Source organism: Amaricoccus tamworthensis (assembly GCF_049800875.1).
GTDB classification, from domain to species: Bacteria; Pseudomonadota; Alphaproteobacteria; order Rhodobacterales; family Rhodobacteraceae; genus Amaricoccus; species Amaricoccus tamworthensis.
The window spans coordinates 26,380-51,283 of sequence record NZ_JBNAFV010000019.1; the positions used below are offsets into that span (position 1 = coordinate 26,380).

The 24,904-nt window shown below is 55.3% G+C and carries 26 protein-coding genes; 9 read left to right on the forward strand and 17 right to left on the reverse strand.

Annotated features, from left to right (window positions below; translation table 11 throughout):
* Window positions 1-13: 13 nt before the first annotated feature.
* Entirely contained in the window at window positions 14-1,294 is a 1,281-nt protein-coding gene (locus ACP15P_RS20235) for an ADP-ribosylglycohydrolase family protein (protein ID WP_424930298.1), read from the reverse strand.
* A gap of 176 nt (window positions 1,295-1,470) precedes the next feature.
* Here ACP15P_RS20235 and ACP15P_RS20240 point away from each other — a divergent pair, with 176 nt between their 5' ends.
* Window positions 1,471-2,448, forward strand: a complete 978-nt coding sequence (locus ACP15P_RS20240; protein ID WP_424930299.1) for a LacI family DNA-binding transcriptional regulator — start codon at window positions 1,471-1,473, stop codon at window positions 2,446-2,448.
* Here the strand turns inward: ACP15P_RS20240 and ACP15P_RS20245 are convergent.
* From ACP15P_RS20245 to ACP15P_RS20270, 6 genes are all read right to left on the reverse strand, one after another.
* Window positions 2,442-3,224: a 5-formyltetrahydrofolate cyclo-ligase gene (locus tag ACP15P_RS20245; protein WP_424930300.1), complete on the reverse strand. Its 783-nt coding sequence runs from the start codon at window positions 3,222-3,224 to the stop codon at window positions 2,442-2,444. The two genes, ACP15P_RS20240 and ACP15P_RS20245, sit on opposite strands and share 7 nt — an antisense overlap.
* A gap of 11 nt (window positions 3,225-3,235) precedes the next feature.
* On the reverse strand, window positions 3,236-4,330 hold the full coding sequence (locus ACP15P_RS20250) for an ABC transporter ATP-binding protein (protein WP_424930301.1): 1,095 nt from the start codon (window positions 4,328-4,330) through the stop codon (window positions 3,236-3,238).
* Complete coding sequence (locus ACP15P_RS20255; RefSeq protein ID WP_424930350.1) at window positions 4,327-5,040, reverse strand: ABC transporter permease; 714 nt, start codon at window positions 5,038-5,040, stop codon at window positions 4,327-4,329. Before ACP15P_RS20255 ends, ACP15P_RS20250 begins: the two co-directional genes overlap by 4 nt.
* 62 nt (window positions 5,041-5,102) lie before the next feature.
* Window positions 5,103-5,954, reverse strand: a complete 852-nt coding sequence (locus tag ACP15P_RS20260; protein WP_424930302.1) for an ABC transporter permease — start codon at window positions 5,952-5,954, stop codon at window positions 5,103-5,105.
* A gap of 33 nt (window positions 5,955-5,987) precedes the next feature.
* Window positions 5,988-7,019, reverse strand: a complete 1,032-nt coding sequence (locus tag ACP15P_RS20265; RefSeq protein WP_424930303.1) for an extracellular solute-binding protein — start codon at window positions 7,017-7,019, stop codon at window positions 5,988-5,990.
* A 307-nt stretch (window positions 7,020-7,326) separates the two neighbouring features.
* The gene (locus ACP15P_RS20270) at window positions 7,327-8,250 is read right to left on the reverse strand and encodes a LysR family transcriptional regulator (protein ID WP_424930304.1); all 924 of its coding nucleotides are present in this window, start codon (window positions 8,248-8,250) and stop codon (window positions 7,327-7,329) included.
* A 177-nt stretch (window positions 8,251-8,427) separates the two neighbouring features.
* Between ACP15P_RS20270 and chvE the strand changes: the two genes are divergently transcribed.
* The 5 genes from chvE (at window position 8,428) to ACP15P_RS20295 (ending at window position 14,215) form a co-directional block, all read left to right on the forward strand.
* Window positions 8,428-9,471 (forward strand): multiple monosaccharide ABC transporter substrate-binding protein, encoded by a 1,044-nt coding sequence (gene chvE, locus ACP15P_RS20275; protein WP_424930351.1) that lies wholly within the window; start codon window positions 8,428-8,430, stop codon window positions 9,469-9,471.
* Window positions 9,472-9,520: 49 nt separating this feature from the next.
* Window positions 9,521-11,041 (forward strand): multiple monosaccharide ABC transporter ATP-binding protein, encoded by a 1,521-nt coding sequence (gene mmsA, locus ACP15P_RS20280; RefSeq protein ID WP_424930305.1) that lies wholly within the window; start codon window positions 9,521-9,523, stop codon window positions 11,039-11,041.
* A 9-nt stretch (window positions 11,042-11,050) separates the two neighbouring features.
* On the forward strand, window positions 11,051-12,253 hold the full coding sequence (mmsB, locus tag ACP15P_RS20285; RefSeq protein WP_424930306.1) for a multiple monosaccharide ABC transporter permease: 1,203 nt from the start codon (window positions 11,051-11,053) through the stop codon (window positions 12,251-12,253).
* 91 nt (window positions 12,254-12,344) lie between these two features.
* On the forward strand, window positions 12,345-13,268 hold the full coding sequence (locus tag ACP15P_RS20290) for a Gfo/Idh/MocA family protein (RefSeq protein ID WP_424930307.1): 924 nt from the start codon (window positions 12,345-12,347) through the stop codon (window positions 13,266-13,268).
* 29 nt (window positions 13,269-13,297) lie between these two features.
* Window positions 13,298-14,215, forward strand: coding sequence for a dihydrodipicolinate synthase family protein (locus tag ACP15P_RS20295; RefSeq protein WP_424930308.1), 918 nt, complete (start codon window positions 13,298-13,300; stop codon window positions 14,213-14,215).
* Between the two features lie 97 nt (window positions 14,216-14,312).
* On the opposite strand, the gene ACP15P_RS20300 is transcribed toward ACP15P_RS20295, so the two are convergent.
* The 6 genes from ACP15P_RS20300 to ACP15P_RS20325 are packed head-to-tail and all read right to left on the reverse strand — an operon-like array spanning window position 14,313 to window position 19,265.
* Window positions 14,313-15,023: an ABC transporter ATP-binding protein gene (locus ACP15P_RS20300; RefSeq protein WP_424930309.1), complete on the reverse strand. Its 711-nt coding sequence runs from the start codon at window positions 15,021-15,023 to the stop codon at window positions 14,313-14,315.
* Window positions 15,020-15,775, reverse strand: coding sequence for an ABC transporter ATP-binding protein (locus ACP15P_RS20305; RefSeq protein ID WP_424930310.1), 756 nt, complete (start codon window positions 15,773-15,775; stop codon window positions 15,020-15,022). Before ACP15P_RS20305 ends, ACP15P_RS20300 begins: the two co-directional genes overlap by 4 nt.
* Complete coding sequence (locus tag ACP15P_RS20310; protein ID WP_424930352.1) at window positions 15,768-16,751, reverse strand: branched-chain amino acid ABC transporter permease; 984 nt, start codon at window positions 16,749-16,751, stop codon at window positions 15,768-15,770. The genes ACP15P_RS20305 and ACP15P_RS20310 overlap by 8 nt, the downstream gene beginning before the upstream one ends.
* A gap of 1 nt (window position 16,752) precedes the next feature.
* Window positions 16,753-17,670 (reverse strand): branched-chain amino acid ABC transporter permease, encoded by a 918-nt coding sequence (locus tag ACP15P_RS20315; protein ID WP_424930311.1) that lies wholly within the window; start codon window positions 17,668-17,670, stop codon window positions 16,753-16,755.
* A complete protein-coding gene (locus tag ACP15P_RS20320; RefSeq protein WP_424930312.1) occupies window positions 17,667-18,110 on the reverse strand; it encodes a DUF1801 domain-containing protein in 444 nt (147 codons plus the stop codon). The genes ACP15P_RS20315 and ACP15P_RS20320 overlap by 4 nt, the downstream gene beginning before the upstream one ends.
* A gap of 15 nt (window positions 18,111-18,125) precedes the next feature.
* On the reverse strand, window positions 18,126-19,265 hold the full coding sequence (locus ACP15P_RS20325; protein WP_424930313.1) for an ABC transporter substrate-binding protein: 1,140 nt from the start codon (window positions 19,263-19,265) through the stop codon (window positions 18,126-18,128).
* 243 nt (window positions 19,266-19,508) lie between these two features.
* On the opposite strand from ACP15P_RS20325, the gene ACP15P_RS20330 reads away from it, so the two are divergent.
* The gene (locus ACP15P_RS20330) at window positions 19,509-20,687 is read left to right on the forward strand and encodes an acyl-CoA dehydrogenase (RefSeq protein WP_424930353.1); all 1,179 of its coding nucleotides are present in this window, start codon (window positions 19,509-19,511) and stop codon (window positions 20,685-20,687) included.
* On the opposite strand, the gene radC is transcribed toward ACP15P_RS20330, so the two are convergent.
* From radC to ACP15P_RS20350, 4 genes are all read right to left on the reverse strand, one after another.
* Window positions 20,684-21,517: a RadC family protein gene (gene radC, locus ACP15P_RS20335; RefSeq protein ID WP_424930314.1), complete on the reverse strand. Its 834-nt coding sequence runs from the start codon at window positions 21,515-21,517 to the stop codon at window positions 20,684-20,686. The genes ACP15P_RS20330 and radC overlap by 4 nt on opposite strands.
* A 92-nt stretch (window positions 21,518-21,609) precedes the next feature.
* Window positions 21,610-22,365: a sulfotransferase-like domain-containing protein gene (locus ACP15P_RS20340; protein WP_424930315.1), complete on the reverse strand. Its 756-nt coding sequence runs from the start codon at window positions 22,363-22,365 to the stop codon at window positions 21,610-21,612.
* A 65-nt stretch (window positions 22,366-22,430) separates the two neighbouring features.
* Entirely contained in the window at window positions 22,431-22,763 is a 333-nt protein-coding gene (locus ACP15P_RS20345) for a Smr/MutS family protein (RefSeq protein ID WP_424930316.1), read from the reverse strand.
* 255 nt (window positions 22,764-23,018) lie between these two features.
* Window positions 23,019-23,681, reverse strand: coding sequence for a Tim44/TimA family putative adaptor protein (locus ACP15P_RS20350; RefSeq protein WP_424930317.1), 663 nt, complete (start codon window positions 23,679-23,681; stop codon window positions 23,019-23,021).
* 122 nt (window positions 23,682-23,803) lie between these two features.
* Between ACP15P_RS20350 and ACP15P_RS20355 the strand changes: the two genes are divergently transcribed.
* A complete protein-coding gene (locus tag ACP15P_RS20355) occupies window positions 23,804-24,298 on the forward strand; it encodes an FxsA family protein (RefSeq protein WP_424930318.1) in 495 nt (164 codons plus the stop codon).
* An 84-nt stretch (window positions 24,299-24,382) separates the two neighbouring features.
* On the forward strand, window positions 24,383-24,895 hold the full coding sequence (gene secB, locus ACP15P_RS20360; protein WP_424930319.1) for a protein-export chaperone SecB: 513 nt from the start codon (window positions 24,383-24,385) through the stop codon (window positions 24,893-24,895).
* The last annotated feature ends 9 nt before the right edge of the window (window positions 24,896-24,904 follow it).

The window sequence follows — 24,904 nt, forward strand, 5'->3', positions numbered from 1 at the left end:
ACCATACGGATCATCAGACTTTCGTGGCCTCAAGCGTCCGCGTGACCAGACTGTCAAATGAAAGACTCTTCGGTCGCCGCATGTAGGTGATGATATCACCAGCGAGTAATGGCTCGGTCCAATGATCGGCAATAACCTCGCTTCCACGGCGCAAACCAATTACGCAAAGCATCTGTGCCGCATTGCAGTCCACATCGTGGCCCATCCCACACAGGATTGCCAATGTCCGGTCGAAATCGTCCTCCCCGAACCACAGCGCGATAATCTGGGCCGCCGCGTTCGGGTAGACGTGGATCCAATTGTAATTCCGGTACCGCCTGTCGCACGCTTTCCAGGCTTTCCGCCAGTTTTCTTCCGATTTGCAAACGTTCAGGGCATGGCGCACCACCATCCCATATTCGGTGGTCTCTGGTATCAACTCGATGCAATCGACAAGCACTTCGCGCAAATCACGAGGCCCGAATGCCATCGCACAAAGCACGGCATTAAACACCTCACCAAGGATGCCGTTGCCCGCATGGCTGATCCGCGCATCGAGCCATGCCAGACGCGCAGCCTCCCGTGGGCGACCCGGCACAACCATGCCACAGATTGCTCCCCGCATTTGAGCCCCAATCCACTCGTCAAACGGATTGTTCAGGCTGCCGGAATCTGGCGGAAGAATGCCACGGCGCAGAGCATCAAGCGCTACAGCCTCAGCCGACCATCCCAGCGGAATCATACCCACCCAGTTCGACGCGATGTCTGACGAGGTGATTGAAGCGCCACGGTCCAAATAGGCTTCGAGGAAAGCCAGCTCGAACGTAATGTCATCATTATATGTGTTGGGAACCCGGAGGTAGCGGTCAACACTACCAAAGCTCGTCGCGATTTTGTCGGAACTGTAGCCCTCCAGAGCCGTCCCGGCAGCGGCTCCAACCAACTGGCCCAACCACCCGGCGCGTAACCGGTCGGGAAGATCGGCCAGATTGACGTCAATGTCATCCGGCCACGAAACATCAGACGAGAAGCTTTCCCAATCATGGTATCTGACAGTCTTTTGGGACGGATGATCGGGGTCGGGTTTGGCGTTACGCATGATAACCCGAAGCTGCATGTCGATGCGCAAGAGTTTTTCGATGTCCCGGGACTTCGCGGAGACCAAACCTTCGTTCAGGAGTTGGCCGTAATCTTCCAGCGCGAACCCCTTGTTCTCCAGCGACTGAAGCGCTCCCGCCATAAGGCATTCAGGTGCACCGGACCCCGGGGCATTCGACGCCCAAAACTGCAAAATTTCCGAGGCCTGATGGTCCATGGCCGCGGTAGCATCCCACGTCTGCTCCTCCTCACTGCGAAGGATGGGGACAGTGTCGCGTAATAGTCGCGCCGTATAATCCGCCGCCCTCACGCACACACTCGACTGCCCGCATTGGCTGGCCTTGCGTCGCTCCACTCGTTAAAGGTTTCAATATACAGATTAAGGTGAATTGAATGAGCAAACGGGTCACGATCCGCGACGTGGCGAACGCCGCAGGAGTTTCTCTGGCGACGGTTTCCTACGTCATGAACGATCTCGACAAGGTTACGCCCGAAGTCGACAGCCTCGTGCGTCGTGTTGCGAAGGAACTGGGCTATTCGCGCAACCGGGCCGCAGTGTCCCTTAAAACCGGGCGGCACAATGTTATTGGTTGTATTTTGCCGACGCTGGTCAGCCCGATATTTCCTGAGATTGCCGAAGCGGTTCAAAGTTACGCCGAAACCCAGGGGCTTGCCACGCTGCTGGTAAATTCCGGCGATACTCCCGAACGCGAGGCGGAGGCGTTGCGCATACTGGCTGAACATGGAGTGGATGGTGCCATCGCAGTCCTCCATCCCAATTACAGCGAAGCCGGGACCAAACCACCCTTTCCAATCGTAACCATCGACAGCGCCCTCCCTGGTCTCGACTGCGTGCAGGCCGACCATGAAGCTGGCGGCAGGTTGATTGCGGAACACGCCATTCGCCTTGGACACAAACACATTGGACTTCTTTCCGGAGGAGGTGACGTCGCCTCGAGCCTTCAGAGGAGCAAGGGATTTGTGGACGCTGCCCTCGGCCAATGTGAAATTGTCTGGGAGCAAACCGTACCGCTCACTGCCGCATTGGGCCCGGAGGCCAAGAAAAGCATGGCGCGTCGTGAGGTTTCCCTGGTGGTTTGCGTCAATGATCTTGTGGCCATAGGCGCTCTCTCGGCGTTGCGTGATCTTGACATTGATGTTCCCGGAGAGGTTTCCGTGATTGGTTTTGATGACATCGGCATGAGCGCCTGGCCCCTGATTGGCCTCACCACTGTTCATCAGTCTCTGCCCGACCTCGGGCGGAGCGCAGTTGAGCTTCTGGTCGGTCGAATTGGTGGCGATACCTCCCCACGTAAAATCACGATGCTGCCCGTAAGCCTTGTTGAACGACAAACTACGGCCCCTCACTGACCACCTCCGGTATGATTGCCGAGTAGCCTGTCGCGCAGCGTCGCGAGAAAGGGAATATCGCGAAATTGGTCCGGCTGAACCATATCCCAGTTCACGCCGGCCGGTAGCGTATCGCTCGCAGGTATACGAATGAGCTCGCCTTCCGTGGCGACCATAGAAAGCGGACTGTCGTGCTCCATCATCGGGACCTCCTCCGGCGCCACAATCTGGGTGGAGTGGACGAGTGTGACCATCGGGGTGTCAGCCAGGATGGTCCCCAGTTCGCGAAATATTCCGGTTTCCAGATCAGCAAATCCGGCGCCTTTGCCGGTGCGCCCGCCCTCCCTGGAAACCGCAACGGAACCAACAATGCAAAAATCGAGTGCGGGAACGTCTTCAAACTCGATCCGTTCTCCGTGAATCATGTACCCTTCGGAGGTTGCCGCGAGTTCGAAGCTGACGCCGTTCTCTTCAAGTTTCTTTGGGTCCAGCTTCAGATACGGGAAATTTCGGGTCAGAGCCGGTACCGGGACGAACAGTATCTTCCCGTCATATAGAGCGCGGAGCCGAATTGGGATCTGTGGCGGGTCAGGGTTGCATTTGACGGTCCTGGCAGACTGCCATTCCGTGCTGCGGGAAAGGTGAAACGCTGCCAGGTCGGCCCCTGCGAAGTTGGGGATATTGCCGAAGGCCGGACCGACAGCCACACCCGTTTCCTCAAGCATACCCCAGATTTGCTCTCGGAGCTGTTGCTTCGCCGGGCTGCGCTTCGCCCAGGTTTCAACATTCGTCCACATCTTCGCACTCCTCAATCCAAGCGACAAACTTCAAATCCGTTTTCAGTATCGTAAAGACCGGTAATCACGGTCGGCACAACGAAGACTTTGGTTCCAGGCTCCGGAACTTCAGCCGCCGTTCGCACCAGAACTATGGGCCCGCCCTCATCAAAGATCTCCACATGGGCAAGTCGTTCACCCCCCATGTATTCAACCGCCTTCAGTTTTCCCGGAATCGAACCGGGTAAATGATTTTCCGAAAGAGACAGGGTTTCTGGCCGTAGCGCGATGTTCGCGGGATGCGTCAGTCGAGCCAGGATTTCGGCTACGGAACCGGCGGGTTTCCAGGGCATTTCGCCAATTTTGAATTCGCCTGGCACGCCAACTGGGGTTACGGGCAATAGGTTGGCGGGTGGGCTCCCCAGAAACGAGGCTGCAAACGCGGACGCGGGTCTTTGATAGAGGTCTTCAGGACTGCCAATCTGAAGTACTTCCCCGCATTCCATCAACGCAACCCGATCCGATAGCGTCAGTGCTTCCACCTGGTCATGGGTGACCATAATTGTCGTGAGCCCCGTACGGTCATGCAACTCGCGTAGCTCGACGCGAACAGATTGCCGCAAGACCGCATCCAAGTTGGAAAGTGGCTCATCCAGTAACAGAAGACGCGGCTTGATCGCGATGGCCCGCGCAATCGCGATCCGCTGCTGCTGCCCCCCCGAAAGTTCCGACGGCATGCGGCTGCCAAACTCCAGCATCGAAACCGTATCCAAGGCCTCATCGATGCGCCGCGCGGCTTCAGATCCGCGAATGCGTCGCATTTCCAGTCCGAACCCCACATTGGTCCGGACATCCATATGCGGAAACAGCGCGTAATTCTGGAAGACCAACCCTATGTCCCGCTCCCAAGCCGGTGTGCGGGATATGTTTCGTCCCTCAAGGGTGATTTCTCCATGATCCGCGTCAAGTAGCCCCGACAGAATGCGAAGAAGCGTCGTCTTTCCGGATCCGGACGGCCCGAGAAGAGCAAGAAACTCACCCCTGCAGACATCCATCTCAATGCGGTTCAGCGCAATTGACCGACCGTACGTCTTGGCCACGTTCCGGATTGACAGATATGCACTCAAGCCCTGGACGCCTTCCTGTTGAACAGTTCAGTCAATGCAACAACGATCAGAATGGAGGCTATAATCATTGTGCCAATTGCCAGCGTCGTCGGGTCAATCCCCTGTCCCCGAAGCTGGGAATAAAGACGAACCGGGAAAGTCATCCAGCTGGATCCGGCAATGAACGTAGAAACAATGACGTCGTTGAAGGATATGAAGAACGAGAGCGCCGCGGAGGTAGCGATGCCAGGCAAAGCCAGAGGCAGGGTTATCCGGGCAAACGCACGCCACGGTCGCGCGCCGAGTGAACGGGCCGCAAGCTCCAGCCCCGGTTCGATGGCCGAAAGTGTCGCCAACATCACCCTCACGGAAAATGGCAAGGTGAATGTGGCGTGCGCGAGTGCCAGCCCCCAAAAAGTGCCTCCTACCCCCAGCCATGAGTAAATCTGCAACAATGCTATGGCCCAGATCACCAGCGGCAGAGTTAGTGGAGCAAGCAGAACCATTTCAAGTGCCGCCCGCGATCTCAAGGCGGTACGCTGCAGGCCCAACGCCGCAGCCGTACCCAGCACAACGGAAATCAACGTTGCCACCACCGCAACAACCGCGCTGTTCAAAAGTGAACTGCGATACTCCACGCTGGCAAACGCTGCCTCAAACCACCGCATTGAGAATTCTCTTGGTGGAAAACGAAAGAACTTCCCGTCATCGAAGCTGGAAAACACCAGCACGATCAACGGGGCAACCGTGAACAGAACGACGAGTGCCGTAACACCACCCAACAGGACGCGCCTCATGGCCGAACCCAATTCAGGCGCCTGAAGCCCAGGACCATGCAGGCAAGGGCCGCCATTATCAGTAGCATAACCATGGCAAGTGCGGATGCAAACGGCCAATCAAGCACGAGGCTTGCCTGCTGCCATGTCATCGCCGCAAAGGTCGCAATTTTGCCCTGCCCGAGAATTTGAGGTGTCACAAATGACGTGAGGGCCGCGCAAAATACCAATACAGATCCTGCTACGATACCCGGAGCAGCCAAAGGCATGACAACCCGCCACCAAACCTGTGGCGGACGCGCACCCAGGGACATGGCCGCCTCTTCGAGGGCCAGGGGAAGGCGCTCCATGACCGCAACAAGCGGCAAAACCATCAGGGGAAGAAATGCCTGAATCAACCCGATCAAAATTCCCGTTTGCGTACCCAGAAGAGGTATGGATCTGTCAATCAGTCCCAACTGCTTCAGGGACCCGTTGATGATTCCAAGGGGAGAAAAAATGTTGACGAGGCCAAGCGTCGGCAGCAACGCTCCGCAAACCATCGGCAACAACATCAGCGCCATGACGATCCGCCGCAAACGCACGGCACGACGGACGATCCAGTAGGCGGCAGGAAAGCCCAGCAGCAACGAAAAGAACACCGTTGCAAAGCTCAGCCAAATCGTCCGGGCAAGCCCTCGCAAATAGTATGGATCGGAAAAAATCCGAAGATAATTCTCGACAGTCAGGCTGGGCTCGACCAGCAGCGTGCCCTCTGGCTGGGTCCAAAAACTCAGGACTACCAGCAACAGGAAGGGCGCAAGAAACACGCAAGAAACCAGAAGCACGCCTGGCGCCAACAGGTAATGCTTTGGACCCGGTCGCTTCATGTTACGACCAGGTCAAGGTAGCCGATGGAAAATTCACTGCCCAAGGACTTCCCTGTTCCAACGGTCCGTCCAGTCAGCACGCTGCGAGATCACATAGGGCCAATCCAGCTGCAGAAGGGAAGCAACCTCTTCAGGTGTATTCACCGTATCGGCAGCGGCTTCTTCGGAAAGTTCCGCCTTCGAGTTGGTCGGCCCAAAAAGAAGCTCCTCGGCATAGGCTTCCTGGGTAGCAGGGCTCAGAGCAAGCTTTATGAACATTTTCGCCAACTCGGGATTGGGCGAATTCGCAACCTGACAAACCATGTCTCGAACCAAAACCGGACCAGGGTCAGTGGGGAAAGAGAACCCAATATTGTCCCATTCCTTCAAAGCCGCAAGAACATAGCCCGAGATCATTGGGGCCATCGCCACCTCGCCCGCATCCATCAGTGCAAAGACCTCATCCAACGACGTATAGTTCAATGCCGGTGCGCCGAGTTCGGCAACCTTGGCAAAGGCGACATCAGGGTCGTGCTCATCGGTTCCTTCAAGGCGTGCCGCAACACCCAACAGTCCATCACCTTCTGAACTGGGATATGGCGCCATTGCGATCATCCCTTTGTAATCCGGGTTCCACATGTCGGCCCACTCGACCGGTTCTGATACAAGATCCCTGTTATAGGCAATGCCCAGACCAACCAGGGACATCGCATAACAGCCGTCGTTCATGCCCTCCCAAAGATCGCCGTAAATTTCCGATGACTCGTCAGGTGCCACAACAAGCCCATCCGACAGAGCCTGCGGGGCCTCATAGATATTCTGGAATGTCACATCCATCGTGGGATTGGATTTTTCGGCGTAGAGTTTGGCCATACGGTCACCGGAACCGCCAAGCAAAAACTCAACTTTTGCTCCAGTTGCCTCCTCAAGTGGACCTGCGGCGTGCTCACGAAGCAGACGCTCAATGTCGCCACCCCATGTACCGACCACGAGGGTCTCTCCCGCATAGTCCTGCGCAAAACTGGCACCACCCAGGACGAGCCCAATGGACGCTACACTACATGCGGTTTTCCAGCAGGTCTTCATTTCGCTCTCCGTTCCTAAGCCGCCATAACTCTGCAGCGGATTCATCTGTCACGATATTTTCCCGCGTTGTCACTGAAAACAATCCCGAATGCCGCCGCGGTGCCGCCAATTTCTTTGCAGGGCCCATTTAGGGACCAGTCAATCAGCCAAAAGGACAGTTCTTATGCAGAGTTTAAACGTTTATATGGACAGTTTGGCAAGGAAATAGGACTTTTTCGCGCATTTCTCCGCAACGGTCTCAAAGACTGTTGGTTGAATATGCCCTGTCCGACAAAAGGTCACGTTACCGCTTTCCGACCTGCCCAATTCAAAAAGCCAACTCACTTTTCAGGTATTCCAGCATTCGTTTGCCCAGTGGTGTTATCGAGCGACCTTTCAACCGGATGATATGATAAGGCGTGAGAATGAGCGTCTCCCTCATCGGCAGCGCCGCCCACCCCGCGGCACCAGAGTTGACAAGCAACTCCACAACCTCCTTTGAGCAAGCAGCCACGGCGTCCGTGTTAATCAGATACCGCAATGAAACCATCAGTGATGATGTGTTTATGATCTCCCGCGGTACAGGGATGTTGCGGTTCACAAATGCCTGCTCCACGGCCTCACGGATCGGCATACCGGATGCCTGAATAAGCCAGACGAGATCGGCAATATCAGCGAATGTGACATTGTCCTTTGGGGCCAACGGATGCCCTGCACGTACAAGCATTCTGATTTCCTCAACACGACCACGCTCAATTGACAGCAGGCGGGGATCAACATCCGGTGGAATGCGAGCGAGCACAAAATCATAGTCTCCACGCAACAACCCCGCCATCAACTCCGCGCTCGGCGCCACGTCGACGGTGATGTCGGCAAATTCCGCCCCTTTTTTCAATCCCTGCACCGCTGGAACCAGGAAGCCCACTGCGGGTCCCGTCACCGCTCCAACCTTGACCCTGCCCGAACGCCCTGCCCTGAACGCCTCAACGTCCGTTGCTGCCTCCTCCAGATCGCCAACGATCTTTTTCGCATGCCGCAACAGAATTTCACCCATTGAAGTAGCGGTCATGCCCTTTGGATGGCGCGCGAACAAAGGCTGACCGACTATCTTCTCAATATCAGCAAGCATACGGGATGCAGCGGGCTGGCTGACCGAGAGCATTTCCGCAGCCAGCGAAATCTGCCCATATCTTCCAATCGCGTGAAGCAGGCGCACATGCCGAAGCTGTAAGCGGGTAATCAGGTTTTCCATATCACATTATACCAGATTAGATATGCAGATGTCGAAAAATGTAATTGGAAAGTTATTCAAATTCGGGTTCAATTATGGCGGCGCTTCAGGCGTCCATGCGAGACATAAGAATACTGGTCCAGCACAACAGCTGCGCCGCAACGGGAGGAAAGCATGACTACATTTACAAATGGACTGATGGCCCTTGCACTCGGTATGGGTATTTGTGCCGGTTCAGTCCTGGCTCAGGACAAGGGGACCATCGGAATCGCGATGCCGACGAAATCTTCGGCGCGCTGGATCTCCGACGGCAACTCGATGGTCGAACAGTTTCAGGCCGCAGGCTACGAGGCTGACCTGCAGTACGCTGAGGACGACATCCCCAACCAACTTGCCCAGATCGAAAACATGATCACGAAGGAGGTGGACGCCCTGGTGATCGCGGCGATCGACGGGACAACACTTTCAAATGCACTGGCCAATGCCGCCGCGTTGGATATTCCGGTGATAGCCTACGACCGGCTCATTCGTGACAGCGGCGACGTAAGCTACTATGCCACGTTCGACAACTTTAAGGTCGGCGTGCAGCAGGCGGAATCTCTGGTCTCCGGCCTCGAAAGCAATTTTGGCGACAGCGAGACGTGGAACGTTGAACTCTTCGGCGGCAGCCCGGACGACAACAACGCCTATTTCTTCTACGACGGCGCAATGAGCGTTCTGCAGCCCCTGATCGATAGCGGCAAAATTAACGTCAAGTCGGGCCAAATGGGTATGGACACGGTCGGCACACTGCGCTGGGATGGTGCCGTCGCGCAAGCGCGAATGGATAACCTTCTTTCCGCCCATTACACCGAAGATCAAGTTCAGGGTTTGCTGTCTCCGTATGACGGGCTTTCCATCGGCATTCTCTCCTCACTCAAGGGTGTCGGCTATGGCTCCGGGAATCTTCCGATGCCAATTGTTACGGGCCAGGACGCCGAAATCCCGTCCGTGAAATCCATTCTGGCAGGAGAACAGTATTCCACCGTTTTCAAGGACACACGTGAACTGGCACGTGTTACTGTAGGCATGGTTGAAGCCCTTCTTGGAGGTGGTGAGCCGGAGATCAACGATACCGAAACCTACGACAACGGTGTGAAGGTCGTCCCATCCTACCTTCTGGAACCCGTATCGGTTGACGCCAGTAACTGGGAAGAAGTGCTGATCGGATCAGGATACTACGAAAAGTCCGAAATCGAATAATGCGAACCGGGTGGGGTCAACGCCCCACCCTCCAGCCCCGGACAACTTTATGAGCACCATTCTGGAAATGCGCACAATCTCGAAGACCTTTCCAGGGGTTCGGGCGCTCGACAATGTGTCCTTCTCAGTCAAAGAAGGGGAGATCCACGCACTGGTCGGCGAAAATGGAGCCGGCAAATCCACCCTTATGAAAGTGCTTTCGGGCATCTACCCCATCGGAACTTACGAGGGTGATATCTTTTTCCACGGCGAACCTGTCGCATTCAACGGAATTAACGACAGTGAGCGCCTTGGAATAATCATTATTCATCAGGAGCTCGCTCTGGTTCCGCTGCTCTCGATTGCCGAAAACCTGTTCCTGGGCAACGAAAACGCGAAGGGCGGAGTGATCAGCTGGCAGGAGACGTTTCAGCGCACGGGTGACCTCCTCAAAAAAGTTGGCTTGAAGGAAGCTCCACAAACGCTCGTCGATCGCCTGGGCGTGGGAAAACAGCAGCTTGTTGAAATTGCAAAAGCCCTGTCCAAGGACGTCAAGCTACTGATCCTTGATGAGCCAACCGCAGCCCTGTCCGAGAGCGACAGCCAGACCCTTTTGGATCTGATCGTTGAACTCAAAGCCAGAGGCGTCACGTCGATTATTATCAGCCATAAACTGAATGAGGTCCGCAAGATTGCGGATACCGTGACCGTGATCCGTGACGGAGCCACCGTGTCCACACGGGATGCACGGAAGGAAGAAATCACGGAAGACGGCATCGTCCAGGACATGGTCGGCCGAAGCATGGAAAACAGGTACCCCGAACGCGAACGCCGTGCCGGCGGAACACTGTTTGAGGTAGAAAACTGGAGCGTTACCCATCCGGAACATGCTGACCGCGAGTCCGTCAAAAACGTTTCGTTCAACGTGCGCGAAGGCGAAGTTGTTGGAATTGCCGGCCTGATGGGTGCAGGGCGTACCGAGCTTGCGATGAGCCTCTTCGGTCAAAGCTATGGCCGAAATGCCCGCGGCACGGTGAGGATCAGAGGGCGCGAGGCCGATCTTTCCACCGTTGGTAAAGCGATCGCGTCAAGTCTCGCCTATGTTACCGAAGACCGCAAGGAACTCGGCCTGATCCTAGATGAAACGATCGAGCGCAATATCACACTTGCCAACCTGCCGGGCGTCTCCAATAGCGGCATCCTTAGCCTGCAGGAAGAAACCAGGGTTGCGGAAAAGTACCGTGACGCGATGCGAATTCGCACGCCAAGTGTCTTTCAAAGAGTAATGAATCTTTCCGGCGGCAATCAGCAAAAGGTGGTACTGTCCAAGTGGCTCTTCACCGAACCGGACGTTCTGATACTCGATGAACCCACTCGCGGGATCGATGTGGGAGCCAAGTTTGAAATCTATAATATTATTAACGATCTTTCGCGCGACGGAAAAGGCGTTGTCATGATCAGTTCGGAGATGCCCGAACTGCTTGGAATGTGTGACCGGATCTACGTGATGAACGAGGGCGCCTTCGTTGGCGAGCTTTCCGCCGAGGAGGCAAGCCAGGAACGCATAATGTCGATGATCGTGACGAACTAGGAGAGCGGGATGACCGACAGCGCGTCAAAAGAGAATACTCAAAGCGAAGAGCGCAGCGTTCTGGAATACCTCGGCTCCCATATGCGGGAATATGGGCTGCTGTTTGCCCTGATAGCGATCATGCTCTTCTTCCAGGTGGTGACGGACGGCACCCTGTTGCGCCCGGTAAACATAACCAACCTGTTCCTGCAAAACAGTTACATCATCATTATGGCCCTCGGCATGCTGATCGTCATCGTCGGCGGCAACATAGACCTGTCCGTAGGATCGGTCATGGGATTTGTCGGCGCACTCGCCGCCGTAATGATCGTTCAGTGGGACTGGCCCGTGATTGGGGCGATCATCGCCTGTCTTGTGACCGGTACCTTGATCGGCGCGGCGCAGGGCTATTGGGTAGCCTACTGGAAAATTCCCTCGTTTATTGTGACCCTCGCTGGCATGCTGGTGTTTCGGGGCCTGTCGCTGTGGCTACTGGCAGGGCAGTCAGTGGGCCCCTTCCCAGCGTCGTTTCAGGCTCTATCCACTGGCTTCATCCCGGATTTCTTCGGAGTTGGCCGGCCGAACGTTTTTGCTCTGGTGGTTGGGGCGATTGCGGTAGCTGCAATCATCTGGATGGGCCTGAGAAAGCGTGCGCAAAACCGTGCATATGGTATCGAGGATGAACCACAAGCGTTTTTCGTCGCCCGGAACCTGATTGTGGCCGGTGCACTGATGTTTCTGGTCTACAAATTGTCCACCTTCCGCGGGTTGCCGAACGTGCTGATCACGATGGGCATACTCACAATTGTGTATGCTTTTATCACAGAGCGCACGACCCTGGGCCGTCGCATCTATGCGCTCGGCGGCAATGAGAAAGCGGCAAAATTGTCCGGCATTCCCACCGAACGGCTTACGTTTCTAACGTTCCTGAACATGGGCTTTCTTGCAGCCCTCGCCGGTCTCATTTTCGCCGCGCGCCTTAATACCGCGACGCCCAAAGCCGGCTTCGCTCTTGAATTGGACGTAATTGCTGCCGTCTTCATTGGCGGAGCATCAATGTCTGGCGGTGTGGGTAAAATCATTGGCGCGGTCGTTGGTGCGTTCATCATGGGCGTCATGAACAACGGCATGTCGATCATGGGAATAGGCATTGACTATCAACAGGTCATCAAGGGTCTCGTCCTGCTCGCAGCTGTGATTTTTGATGTCTATAACAAGCAAAAACAGAGCTGAATTCGGGTCCCCTGTAAGCCCTAAAGGCCGCTCCTGCATTACCGCCTTCCATCGGCGTAATCAGTCAAAACGTATCAAAGGATTTTCACTGGTGACCCACAAACTGGCTATCGTTGGCGTCGGAAAAATTGCAAGGGATCAGCACATCCCTGCTATTGCCGCCAATCCAAACTTTGAGCTGACCGCTACCGCCAGTCGCAATGCGGAGGTAGGGGGCGTCCCCGCGTGGCGGGACCTCGCGTCTCTCCTGGATGCCAAACCGGAAATAAACTGCGTATCGCTCTGCACACCTCCCCAGGTCAGGTATTCGGATGCGCGCCTGGCTCTGGAAGCGGGCCGCCACGTGATGCTGGAAAAACCACCCGGTGCCACACTTAGTGAGGTGCACGATCTCGTTCGGATAGCAAAGGAACGCGAACTGACTTTGTTTGCCACCTGGCATTCCCGACACGCCGCAGCGGTTGCGCATGCAAGGAATTGGCTGAGAGGCAAAAAGATCCTGCGCCTCGCAATCAGCTGGAAAGAAGACGTTCGCCAGTGGCACCCCGGTCAGGAATGGATTTGGGAAGCTGGTGGTCTGGGTATTTTTGATCCCGGCATCAACGCGCTGTCAGTTATGACAGAGATCCTTCCTCAATCTGTGCATTTGAAACAGGCTGAGCTGTTTTTTCCGTCAAACCGGCAAACTCCCATCGCCGCGCAGCTCGAATTCCACGATCCGTGTGAGGCGGAAATCTCAGCGGAACTTGACTGGCGCGAACAGGGACCACCCGCGTGGAACATCGAGGTCGAAACGACAGTTGGAACGGCAAAATTAAGCGAAGGCGGCGCCAAAATGGAAATCGATGGAACGGAAACGGCGGTAGGTCATGATGCCGAATATCCCGGACTTTATGCCCGTTTTGCAGACCTGCTCGATTCCGGAGAAAGTGACGTCGATTTGAAACCAATGCTGCACGTCTCGGACGCATTCACACTTGGAAAACGCGTGACGGTCGAACCGTTCGACTGGTGACAAAAGCCTAAAAAAACAAGGACACGGAAATGAACAAACCATTGACCGGAATTCTGCCAGTAGCCCCAACGCCATTTCACGCAGACGGAGCCGTGGACGAGGATGGCATGCGCCGCGTACTCGACTGCATGATCGACCAGGGTGTCGACGCAATCTGCATCCTTGCAAACTATTCGGAACAGTTTGTCCTCTCGGATGCCGAACGCGCGTTGCTGATGCGGTTAAGTCTGGAACACGTCGCCGGTCGGGTTCCTATGATTGCAACGATCAGTCACTTCTCCACTGATGTCGTCGTCGAGCGTGCCAAAGATGCGCACTCGATGGGTGCCAGCATGTTGATGATGATGCCACCCTACCACGGAACCGGTTTGCGGGCTGATGACACGGGCGTACTCGAGCATTTTCAGGCAGTGAGTGATGCCGTACCAGTTCCCATTATGGTTCAGGACGCTCCACTTTCCGGGGTCACACTTTCGGTTCCCCTTCTCACCAGAATGGCCAAAGAAATTGAGAATGTAAGCTACTTCAAAATCGAATGTCCTTTCGCAGCCGACAAACTTGCGGCTCTGATCGAAGCAGGAGGAGATGACATTGTTGGACCATTTGACGGAGAAGAGGCCGTTACCCTGCTGGCCGATCTCGACGCCGGCTGTACGGGAACGATGACATCGGCTCTTTTCCCCGAACATATTGGTCCGATCGTTACAAATTATCTGGCGGGTGACAAAGATGCCGCCCTCGCAGGCTGGCAAAAGTGCCTTCCGCTCATCAACCACGAAAACCGGCAATGCGGATTGCGGGCTTGTAAGACCGTTTTCGCCGCCGGTGGTGTGATCGGTAGCGACCACGTGCGACATCCCTTGCGACCGATGACGGATCGAACAAAGTCACGGCTGCTGAGTCTTGCTGAGGATTTGGACTTGATCGCTCTGCGCTGGGGCAAATAGCGGCCGATTTTCTGCTCAATGGTGAATCAGATAAATGGTCCGCTGTTGCAGCGGACCACCAAAAAAAGCAGTCGATTATAGCGCGTTCAATCCAGCGTCAGTCTACACCGACCCGGCCAACACCGAGGTATTTCTCGACAAGGTGCGCGGATAATTTCTCAAACGTTCCGTTCCACACCGAACGACCGTTTTCCAGAAGAATGACGCTGTCCGCCACCTGTGACAGTTCGCGCAGTGATTTATCGACGATCAAAATTGACAGTCCGCTATTTCCTTTCAACGCCACCACGGCTCTCCATATCTCCTGGCGTACAACCGGCGCCAGACCTTCGGTCGCCTCATCGAGAACCAATAGTCTCGGGTTCGTCACCAGGGCACGGGAAATTGCCAGCATTTGCTGCTCGCCGCCCGAAAGATTTCGCGCGACCTGTCCGCGTCGCTCAAGTAGTCGGGGAAACAGCCCCCATATTTGCTCCAGTTTCCACGGCCCGGGTCTTGCGACGGCCAGTAAGTTCTCTTCAACCGTAAGACTGGAAAAACACCGTCGCCCTTCTGGGACCAATCCGATACCCATTTGCGCAATTTGGTAAGGTTTTTTGCCTTTGACAGTTTCGCCGTCGAACGAAACATTACCTTGAAGCACGGGCAGCAACCCGCAAATGGCACGGATGGTCGTTGTTTTGCCCATGCCGTTCCGCCCCATGAGAGCCACGACCTGCCCCGACTCCACCTCAAGATCGACACCAAACAGCACCTGCGACGGGCCGTAGGCTGCTGATACCTGTGACAGTTTGAGAATTGGGCTCAAAATTCAAAATCCTCGCCCAAGTATACGCGACGTACGTCGGGATTTTCCTGGATTTCTGCAGGCTTTCCTGTCGCCAAAATTTTTCCGTCCACCAGTACGCTCACCATATCCGCAAGTCGAAACACGACGTCCATATCATGCTCAACAAGAAGGACCGGCGCGGTATGCCGCAACCCATCGAGGATCGTAGTGATTTCTTCAGAGCCGTCAGTCCCGATGCCAGCCATCGGTTCATCAAGCAGAAATATCTTTGGATCGAGCGCGGTTGCCATCGCCAGTTCCAACCGCCGCCGTTCGCCATGGGACAGCGCTGCGGCCGGAACATGTTCACGATCCGCAAGACCCACAGCCTCAATCCTCGTTCTTGCCTGGTCGACCACGGCCCCCTCCCCCAAGGCGGGCCGGAAAAAACGATAGACAATTCCACGGGATCCCTGAACGGCAAGCACCCCATTCTGCAAAACGGTAAAATCAGGTATCACCGCTGAGACCTGAAAACTACGCGCCAGCCCGCGCCTCGTTCTCCCGGCAACGCTGACATTCGAAATGTCCTCGCCATCCAGTATCACCTGACCGGAATCCGGGAGTATTGAGCCCGCGATTTGGCCGATCAGCGTAGATTTTCCCGCTCCATTCGGTCCGATTAATGCGTGGATGGTTTTCCGCTCCACCTTCAGGCAGACATCATTGGTCACGCGCAAAGCGCCAAAACTTTTCGAAAGGTTGTGAAGTTCGAGGACCGGGTCATCCATGATGACGAGCCTCGCCAGCAATCATTCCATAAAGGCCGCCCCGAGCGAACAGGACCACAGCCAGCAAAATCACTCCCAGGAATATCTGCCAGTATTCGCTCACCCCGCCGAGCCACTGCTCCAAAATCACAAAAACCGCAGCCCCCAACACCGGTCCCCAGGTTCTACCAACGCCGCCGAGAATGACAAAAATCATGATCTCTCCGGAAATCGTCCAACTCAGCATGGATGGGCTAACATACCGGTTCAGGTCCGCATACAGGGCTCCCGCAAGTCCTGTAATCACGGCCGAAAGAACAAATGCCGTCAGCTGAAGGCGGTAGGTTTCGATCCCCACGGACTGAACTCTTGCCAGGTTTTGGCGCGTGGCATTCAGGGCGAGGCCAAAGGGCGAAATCGCGACGCGTGAAAACAACAGGATTGCGCAAAGGAGTACGCAGTAAGCGACCACGAAAAAATCGAATGGTACAAGCAATTTCAGTCTTGGGAAACTGTTGCGGACGTAGATCGAGAGACCATCCTCCCCGCCATAAGCTGGCCAGGATATGGCGAAGTAATAGGCCATTTGTCCAAAGGCAAGCGTGATCATGATGAAGTACACACCCGAGGTTCTCAGCGATATAGCGCCAATCAAAAGTCCTGCCAGTGCTGAGGCTACAATGGCGACAAGCCAGATTACCGGCATGGAGCTGCTGCCCGAAATCTCGATCGGCCAAGTCATAATCGGTGTATAAAGTTGCGCGTGGGATGCCAAAACCCCGACCGCATAGCCACCAATTCCAAAAAAAACGGCGTGCCCAAAAGACACCAGCCCACCAAGGCCCAGAGCCAAATTCAGACCAACGCCCGCGAGACCAAGAATGGCTATACGCGTGGCCAATGTGACGACGAAGGGCTCATCCAAAAGTAGCGCGACACCGGCAACAAGTGGCAGACCCAGCCCAATGGCGAAATTCAGCAGCAGTTCACGATTCAACTCAACGCGCTCCAAACAAACCGCTTGGCCGGAAAATCAACACTACGGCCATCAGAAGATAGATCGCCATTGACGCAATCGCTGAACCAGCCGCGGTCGCGCCTGCCGGATCAAAAAACAGTCGGAAAAATTCTGGAAGGAGAAACCTCCCCATCGTGTCGGTTACTCCGACCAGAAGTGACCCTATGAATGCCCCGCGGATGGAACCTATGCCACCGATGACAATGACGACGAAGGCGAGGATCAAAACCGGCTCACCCATTCCCACCTGAACGGACTGAATTGCACCGACCATCGCACCTGCCAAACCGGCAAGTGCGGCACCAATCGCAAAAACGGCCGTGTATAGCTTCGAGATATTTACACCAAGCGCATCGATCATTTCCCGATCGTTTTCACCAGCACGTATACGAATGCCGAGACGCGTGTGATGGATCAGCCAATAGAGCAGAAGCCCCACGGCGAGACCCACGAAAATGATGCAAAGACGGTAAACCGGATACTGTCCTCCGCCTGGTATCGGAACCGCTCCAGAAAGGACTTCGGGGATATCCAAATAGAGTGGAAATGACCCGAAGACCCAGCGGGTCCCTTCTGAAAAAATCAGAATGAGCGCGAAGGTTGCCAGCACCTGATCCAGATGATCTCGATCGTACAGACGCCGCATCACGAGAACCTCGACCAAAACTCCAGCGGCGGCCGCTGCGGCGAGGCTGGCAGCGAGCCCCCAAAAGAAAGATCCGGTAAACGCTGCAACCGCCGCGCTGGCGAAGGCTCCGATCATGTATAGTGAGCCATGCGCAAGATTGATCAGACCCATGACCCCAAAAACGAGGGTAAGCCCGGCGGCCATCAAGAATATCATGACCCCGAACTGAACACCGTTGAGCAGTTGTTCCAGAATCAATGAGGCTGTCAAACTGAGGGCCTTCTTTCCGACTTTTTCCGAAGATGCCAGGTGAGCGCCAGTGCGATACATGCTCTCAGATAATCCTCAGGTAACGCCTCGCCCGCCTGGAGCACGATTGATCGGTTTCCTCGAAACTCGAGTACGTCCTCAAAACGCTCCCAAAAAGTATCAATGAGCCCGGAATGGCAAATGAAATGCATCATGCAAATTTCCGGCTCCGCCGATTTCCAGCCAAGCCTTATCGTACTCCCGCTCTTGGTTTTTTCCGTCAGGTAAGCGGGCTCACCCCACTTTAGGCACTCCGTCAATGGACCGACACCATCTGTGCTGTCAGCAACACTGAAAATCAGTTCGCGAATTTCGGACACTGTCTCCCTTGCCGGGGAGGGAAACCCTTGGAAAACCAGGGCCACCTCATCCGACATGGCGCGACAGCGAGAATCGGTCAAGAAAGTCTCCAGGGCCTACATGCTGCACTCCGCAACATAGGCGTCGGAATGATCGGTCAATCCAATTGCCACAATCTTGTTCGTGAAAACATCACCCTCTTTGATGACCTCACGCACATATATGTCCTGGATCGGATGATGGTTTGAAGCGAACGAGAATTCACCTCGCACGGAGTCAAAATCCGCGGCCTCAAGAGCGGCTCTGAACGCGTCAGGATCCGAGACGTCCGCGGTTTCAACAGCGGAGATCAACAGGTTTGCCGTATCGAAGCCCTGGGACGCATAAAGTGACGGAAGGCGACCATATTCCGCCTCAAAGTCACTCACAAACGCGGCGTTGACTGAGTTATCAATGTCCTTGCTCCACTGCGAGGTATTTTTCACACCGAGCGCAGACTCACCGACGGCCTGAAGTATCCCCTGATCAAACGAAAAGGCCGGTCCGGTCAATGGCAGATCCACACCTGACCCTGCATACTGCTTGAGGAACGAGATGCCCATTCCTCCGGGAAGGAAGAAGAAAACACTGTCGGCGTCCGACGCCCGGATCTGGGCTATCTCAGCGGCATAATCGGTCTGGCCGAGCTTGGTGTAGATTTCTCCAGCCAGCTCACCCTCATAAAACCTCTTGTATCCGGTGAGGGCATCCTGACCCGCCGGGTAGTTCGGGGCGAGAATGAAACTGTTGGAGTATCCCGCATCCGTGGCGTAGGCACCGGCGGCTTCATGGAGGTTGTCGTTTTGCCAGGCCACATTGAAATAGTTCGGGTGACAGCCCCGTCCGGCCAATGCCGACGGACCGGCGTTGGGCGAGAGGTAAAACTTGCCCTGCGCCGTCGCGGATGGAACCACCGCCATCGCTAGGTTGGACCAAATGATGCCGGTCAAAACATCGACCTTTTCCGACTGGATCATTTTGTCAGCGATCTGAACAGCAGTGTCCGGTTTGCGCTGATCATCTTCGATGACCACCTCTATATCCGTGTTGCCCGACTGTTTTAAAGCCAGCATGAACCCATCACGGACATCAATTCCCAAACCCGCTCCGCCTCCGGAAAGCGTCGTTATCATTCCAACCTTTACCGGATCGGCCAGCGCCGAACCGGCCATCAAAACCGCGACGCCAATAGCCGCAAACACATTTCCACCGTACATTCCTGTTGCTCCCGTTGAACTGAATCCGCAGCGCATTTTTCCCACGCTGCGGTTTTGCGCAACGATAGCCAGTATGATCCAGTTCGAAAAGTTCTGAAATTTGTAGTGGAAGGCGATATTCTGCATTTGTCGTGACCGCAGCAAAGGTCTATCCAGCTTAAAACGATTTCCGGAGGATCAGATATGCCAGGTGAACCCGCTACACAGCTCAACAATTCGGCTTCCGAGACAGCCCGAGCCAAAATGCCAAAGATGGTCTGGGAAGATCCCTTTCTGCTCGAGGACCAGCTTGCCGAAGAAGAGCGGATGGTCCAGGACACGGCACAGGCCTATGCTTCCGAAAAACTGGCCACCCGCGTGATCGAGGCCAATCGCAAGGAAATTTTCCATCGCGAAATAATGTCTGAAATGGGTGAACTGGGACTCCTGGGCGCCACAATCCCGGAGGCATATGGTGGCGTTGGGGCCAATTACGTGTCTTACGGCTTGATTGCCCGCGAAGTTGAGCGGGTCGACAGCGGATACAGGTCCGCAATGTCGGTGCAGTCGAGTCTCGTTATGCATCCGATTTTTGCCTACGGGACCGAGGATCAAAAACAGAAATACCTGCCGAAACTTGCATCCGGTGAATGGGTTGGCTGCTTTGGCCTGACTGAACCCGATCATGGCTCCGATCCTGGCGGGATGCTGACGCGGGCAAAAAAAGTTGACGGTGGCTTTCTGATTTCCGGGGCCAAGAACTGGATCACCAATTCGCCGATCGCGGATGTGTTCATTGTCTGGGCAAAATCGGGTGCCCATGAAAACCGGATCAAAGGCTTTATCCTTGAAAAAGGAATGGAAGGCCTGAGTGCGCCAAAGATAGAAGGAAAATTCTCACTTCGGGCTTCGACGACCGGGATGATCCAGATGAGCGATGTATTTGTCCCGGAGGAAAACCTGCTACCAGAAGTTGCCGGGTTGGCCGGTCCGTTCGGTTGCCTCAATCGAGCCCGTTACGGGATCGCCTGGGGTGCGATGGGCGCGGCTGAGGCATGCTGGCATGCTGCCAGGCAATACACTCTTGACCGCAAGCAGTTTGGAAAACCGCTGGCATCCACTCAGCTCGTCCAGAAGAAGCTTGCGGACATGCAGACCGAAATTTCTCTGGGCCTTCAGGGATGTCTGCGTCTTGGCAGGTTGTTCGACGAGCATCGCGCGCCAGCAGAGCTCATCAGCCTCATGAAGCGTAACAACTGCGGTAAAGCGCTGGATATCGCACGTGTATCGAGGGACATGCATGGCGGCAACGGTGTGTCGGACGAATACGGTGTTATTCGCCATGTGATGAACCTTGAAGCCGTGAACACTTACGAAGGCACGCATGACATCCACGCACTGATCCTTGGTCGTGCGCAAACCGGGCTTCAGGCGTTCAGTTAGTTCAATAGGCCCAGCGAGCGGAAGGACGCGTCTTCTTCCTTCCCGATAATGACATGATCGTGGACGCGAACGCCGATTGCCTCACAGGCCTGCGCGATCTGTTCGGTCATGTCTATGTCCGCGCGGCTCGGTGTTGGGTCCCCGGATGGGTGATTGTGAACGAGGATTAGCGCGCTTGCATTGATTTCAAGGCAACGCTTGGCAACCTCGCGCGGATATACCGGAACGTGGTTCACGGTACCGCGTGCCTGTTCCTCATCAGCAATGACCGTATTTTTAGGATCGAGAAAAAGTATCCGAAACTGCTCTGTTTCCCGGTAAGCCATCGTGGTTTTGCAGTAAGTCATCAGGTCATCCCAGGAATGGAGCGCCGACCTTTGCATGACTTTGGCCTGCGCCATCCGATGGGATACGGCTTCGGCAAGTTTAAGCTGAATATAGACCTTCTGCGTAGTTCCCGGAACTTTCAGCAAACGATGCTCCGACGCTGCGATAACACCGTTCAGATCGCCGAACACCTCCAGCAACTGCTTGGCGAGAGGTTTCACGTCAATCCGTGGAATCGCATTGAAGAGAATCAGTTCCAACAGCTCATATTCCGGCATCGACTTATGGCCGCCGGACAGAAATCTCTGCCGCAAACGCTCCCTGTGGCCCCAGTAATGAGGCCTTCCCGAAGCAGGCACATTCCTGTTGGGAAGAAAGGGCCGGGCATAATTGACATCCGGTCGTTCAAGTTGGGCTTCTGGAGGCGGTTGCCGGCTCTCGAATTCCTCAAGGCTCCTCATCGCCTCTTCAGAGAAGCCAAAATTGCGTTTTTCAATCGACATTACCGACTCCGCTGCACGGAGCGAAATGTGATACGCTTGGGTTAAGCGAAGGTTTCCAGAGCGGAAAATGGGCTTCTGCCCCCGCAGCCGCGTCAGATCCGATGTTTGTGCATGTGATCGTAATAGGGCTTCGCCGTGTCGGCTAAGACTTCCATTTCCGTCGACATGGGCCCAGGTTCCTGGTCAGGTGGCGCAAAACCTGTCGATTTGTGCAGGGACGCATACCAATGTGGCGCCCAGGCCCCATCACCCGGTCGTGGCCCAGGCGCCCAGGACAGCATACGGGCCTCAAACGGAATACCAATTGCCTCGCATAGCCTGCCGAGCACGTCCTCGGGGTTGGCACGAATTTCCTCCGCATCAACAACGGGAGGTCTCGTTCCTGTATGAACCGCTATTCGATCAAACAGTTCGGCCTGCTGTCGGAATCCAAGGTCGTCCAATGAAACTGTTTCAAACCGGTTGGCATAACTGGCAACCACCCGACGCGGGTTTCGGATAAGAAATACGTTGTTCAGGTCATAGACCCAGTCGCGCAGAATTTCCGGCAGCATGTGGTGGCTCATGTGCTTCTGGTACTGGAACATACCGTCCGGCAGGTCAGAACCGGTGCAGTCCGCAATGACCTCTTTCCAATCGCTCGGCTGGGCCGCAAGAATTTCTTCCTGCATTGGATGTGTTTTCCCGGAAAGAGCCAGATAGGCGGCATACAGGGGTTCGTCGCGGACATCGTACATGTCGGATCTGTTTCCGAAACTCCGCATCATCGCACTGGAAAGGTTTCGGGGCCCCGACCAAACGGCGATTCTTCTCGAAACTTCTGCCACAGTTGCCCCACGCTGTTCCATTCTGTCACCAAGCGGTCCTACCAAGGGACCGTCGACTCGGTAATTTCGTTGGGAGTTTGGCTCCGCTAGCGCCGCAGGTAAACGTAAAAAGCTCCGTCCCCGCCATGTCTTTGATGAGCCGATTCAACCTGAAGGATCTTACCCGCAAGCCTCGGTGAATTTAGCCAGTGCGGAACGTTGTGACGTAGAACCCCATATTGAGAAGCACCATAGCTGTCTCTGGCAGGCTTACCTTTGCCTGTGATCACAAGAACCAGTCGGTGGCCGCTCGCGTGGGCCGATAGTATGAACCCGTTTAAGACACCAAAAGCCTGTTCGGCGGTCATACCGTGCAAATCCACCCTCGCATCCGGACGGAGTTTGCCACGCTTCATCTTCTCGTAGCGCCGCTTGTCCATATGGAGCTGCGATGCATTGAACTTGTGCTTGGGCGACGGAGGCGCTACCGGCCTTAGCGGAGAATTGCCGGCATGAAATTTGGGTGGCTGTGGATCAGTCCTTACGGTCTCGACCGGTGCGTGCGGCAACGGCTCCTGCCGCACGGGTTCCGGCTTCAACGGTCGGGCCGTAGACTTGACCCGATCCCATAACGCCCTGTCTTCCGGCGTCAGACTTCTCCGTCGCCGAACCACGACCCACCCCCAAAGTCTCTATCATCCACCGGTGCCAGACAGCAGCCAGTTCGGATTTTCCGATGTCATGTCACGGGTAAACGTCCAGACATCTTTCTGCTGCTTGACCTCATCCGGCGATCCCTCAACGATCTCACCGTCCGCGTCCTTGACCACGGAAGTCAACTCGCCAACAAACCGTACGGTTATGTCAGCCTCGTTGGTTGTTTTGTCGTACAGGGCATCAGTGATACGGACCTCACGGATACCAACGAACGTGGCGTCAACACTGTAACCCCTGTTCGCACGCTCATCGATCGCCGCCTCAAAATGCTGATAGACGTCGGGCGACAACAGGTCACGGAGGGTATCTGTGTCACCTTCCTCGTAGGCAACAACGATGGCCTCATATGCGGCGCGAGCTCCGTGGGAAAACTCGGCAACACTGAATTCCGGGTCAGCCTTTTTCATTTCGACCAGCGCTTTGCCGGTATCGCTCTCGACATCAACGAAGTCAGCAATGTCGTGATCGACCGTACCGCCCTCGATCACTTCGAAGTTCCGGTTGGCGGTACCGTCGTGCTGACTTTTGATCTCCCGAGGTTTCTCGAAACCCTCCCGTGTTCCCAAAACATTCTTCAGGCGGAGGATCAAAAACAGTGCGATCCCTGCGAGTATTATGATTTGGACCAACTGGGACCCCATCGAGCAACCTTTCACAAATTCACGCCCGGCGATGGCGTTTTTGACGTTCCGCCCTTATGTAAGCACTATGCACCGCCAAGTCCATCGGAGCAGGGTGTCGCTGACAGGGAGTTTAGCCGTATATGTGGCTGTTACTTTTATTCATTGGGGTGCCGATCCTCGAAATCGCCTTGTTTATACAGGTCGGCGGGGCAATCGGGCTGTGGCCAACACTCCTGATTGTGATCCTGACAGCCATCATCGGAACCACTTTGATGCGCATTCAGGGGATGCAGGCACTTACGAAACTGCAAAGATCCCTCGAATCCGGTCAGGATCCCGTGGGACCGATTGCGCATGGTGCATTGATACTTGTGTCAGGCATTCTGCTTTTGACGCCTGGCTTCTTCACTGATGCGACTGGTTTCCTGCTTTTGATACCAGCCGTTCGGACAAAGGTTATAGCCTGGGGTGCGTCGCATATCGCGCTTCATGCGGTCTCATTCGGCACATCGCGAACCACGCGAACCCGGCGAAACCCCGGCAACAACAGCACCATTGAGACTGATTACGAGGTTCTTGATGGCGACGAGCCCTCGGAACCCGGCAATTCCGGCTGGACCAAACGTAACAGCTGACGCTGCTACCTGCCGCGTTGTCGGCCGGCTTCAGGCGTGGTAGACCCCCGGCAAAACCCAGTTTCGTAAGAGGAAACCATATCAATGGCAGAAGAATCCAACGGCGCCGCACCGGAAGCAGCTTCCGTACCCCAGGCCCCGCGCCTGCAGATTGTTACCCAGTTCATCCGGGACATGTCTTTTGAGAATATTGCTGTCCAGAAAGGCATCCCGGCCGAGGGCAAGCCCGACATCAAGGTTCAGGTCAATCTGGATGCGAAAAAGCGTCCGGAAGACCGCTATGAGGTTGCAATCAAAATCAACGCAACATCCAGCGTAGCTGATAATCCGGTGTTCATCCTGGAACTTGAATATGCCGGTCTGTTCCACGTGGAAAACGTGCCCGATGAACAGCTGCATCCGTTCCTGATGATCGAATGCCCGCGCCAACTCTTCCCGTACCTGCGCCGGATCATTGCAGACATTACACATGACGGTGGCTATCCGCCTCTGAATCTTGAGCCTATCGATTTTCTTGCGCTTTATCGCAACAACATCGCCCGTCAGGCGGAAGCGGCGAAAAAAGCACAGGAAGCTCAGCCCGCTGGCACTGCCTGATTACCACTA

Bases quoted from the DNA above. Each gene is read 5' to 3' on its own strand.
- ACP15P_RS20235 (WP_424930298.1), bottom strand. From the start codon at position 1,294: ATGGACCATCAGGCCTCGGAAATTTTGCAGTTTTGGGCGTCGAATGCC.
- ACP15P_RS20240 (WP_424930299.1), top strand. From the start codon at position 1,471: ATGAGCAAACGGGTCACGATCCGCGACGTGGCGAACGCCGCAGGAGTT.
- ACP15P_RS20245 (WP_424930300.1), bottom strand. From the start codon at position 3,224: ATGTGGACGAATGTTGAAACCTGGGCGAAGCGCAGCCCGGCGAAGCAA.
- ACP15P_RS20260 (WP_424930302.1), bottom strand. From the start codon at position 5,954: ATGAAGCGACCGGGTCCAAAGCATTACCTGTTGGCGCCAGGCGTGCTT.
- ACP15P_RS20265 (WP_424930303.1), bottom strand. From the start codon at position 7,019: ATGAAGACCTGCTGGAAAACCGCATGTAGTGTAGCGTCCATTGGGCTC.
- ACP15P_RS20270 (WP_424930304.1), bottom strand. From the start codon at position 8,250: ATGGAAAACCTGATTACCCGCTTACAGCTTCGGCATGTGCGCCTGCTT.
- chvE (WP_424930351.1), top strand. From the start codon at position 8,428: ATGGCCCTTGCACTCGGTATGGGTATTTGTGCCGGTTCAGTCCTGGCT.
- mmsA (WP_424930305.1), top strand. From the start codon at position 9,521: ATGAGCACCATTCTGGAAATGCGCACAATCTCGAAGACCTTTCCAGGG.
- mmsB (WP_424930306.1), top strand. From the start codon at position 11,051: ATGACCGACAGCGCGTCAAAAGAGAATACTCAAAGCGAAGAGCGCAGC.
- ACP15P_RS20295 (WP_424930308.1), top strand. From the start codon at position 13,298: ATGAACAAACCATTGACCGGAATTCTGCCAGTAGCCCCAACGCCATTT.
- ACP15P_RS20305 (WP_424930310.1), bottom strand. From the start codon at position 15,775: ATGGATGACCCGGTCCTCGAACTTCACAACCTTTCGAAAAGTTTTGGC.
- ACP15P_RS20325 (WP_424930313.1), bottom strand. From the start codon at position 19,265: ATGTACGGTGGAAATGTGTTTGCGGCTATTGGCGTCGCGGTTTTGATG.
- ACP15P_RS20330 (WP_424930353.1), top strand. From the start codon at position 19,509: ATGCCAAAGATGGTCTGGGAAGATCCCTTTCTGCTCGAGGACCAGCTT.
- radC (WP_424930314.1), bottom strand. From the start codon at position 21,517: ATGTCGATTGAAAAACGCAATTTTGGCTTCTCTGAAGAGGCGATGAGG.
- ACP15P_RS20340 (WP_424930315.1), bottom strand. From the start codon at position 22,365: ATGGAACAGCGTGGGGCAACTGTGGCAGAAGTTTCGAGAAGAATCGCC.
- ACP15P_RS20345 (WP_424930316.1), bottom strand. From the start codon at position 22,763: ATGGACAAGCGGCGCTACGAGAAGATGAAGCGTGGCAAACTCCGTCCG.
- ACP15P_RS20350 (WP_424930317.1), bottom strand. From the start codon at position 23,681: ATGGGGTCCCAGTTGGTCCAAATCATAATACTCGCAGGGATCGCACTG.
- ACP15P_RS20355 (WP_424930318.1), top strand. From the start codon at position 23,804: ATGTGGCTGTTACTTTTATTCATTGGGGTGCCGATCCTCGAAATCGCC.
- secB (WP_424930319.1), top strand. From the start codon at position 24,383: ATGGCAGAAGAATCCAACGGCGCCGCACCGGAAGCAGCTTCCGTACCC.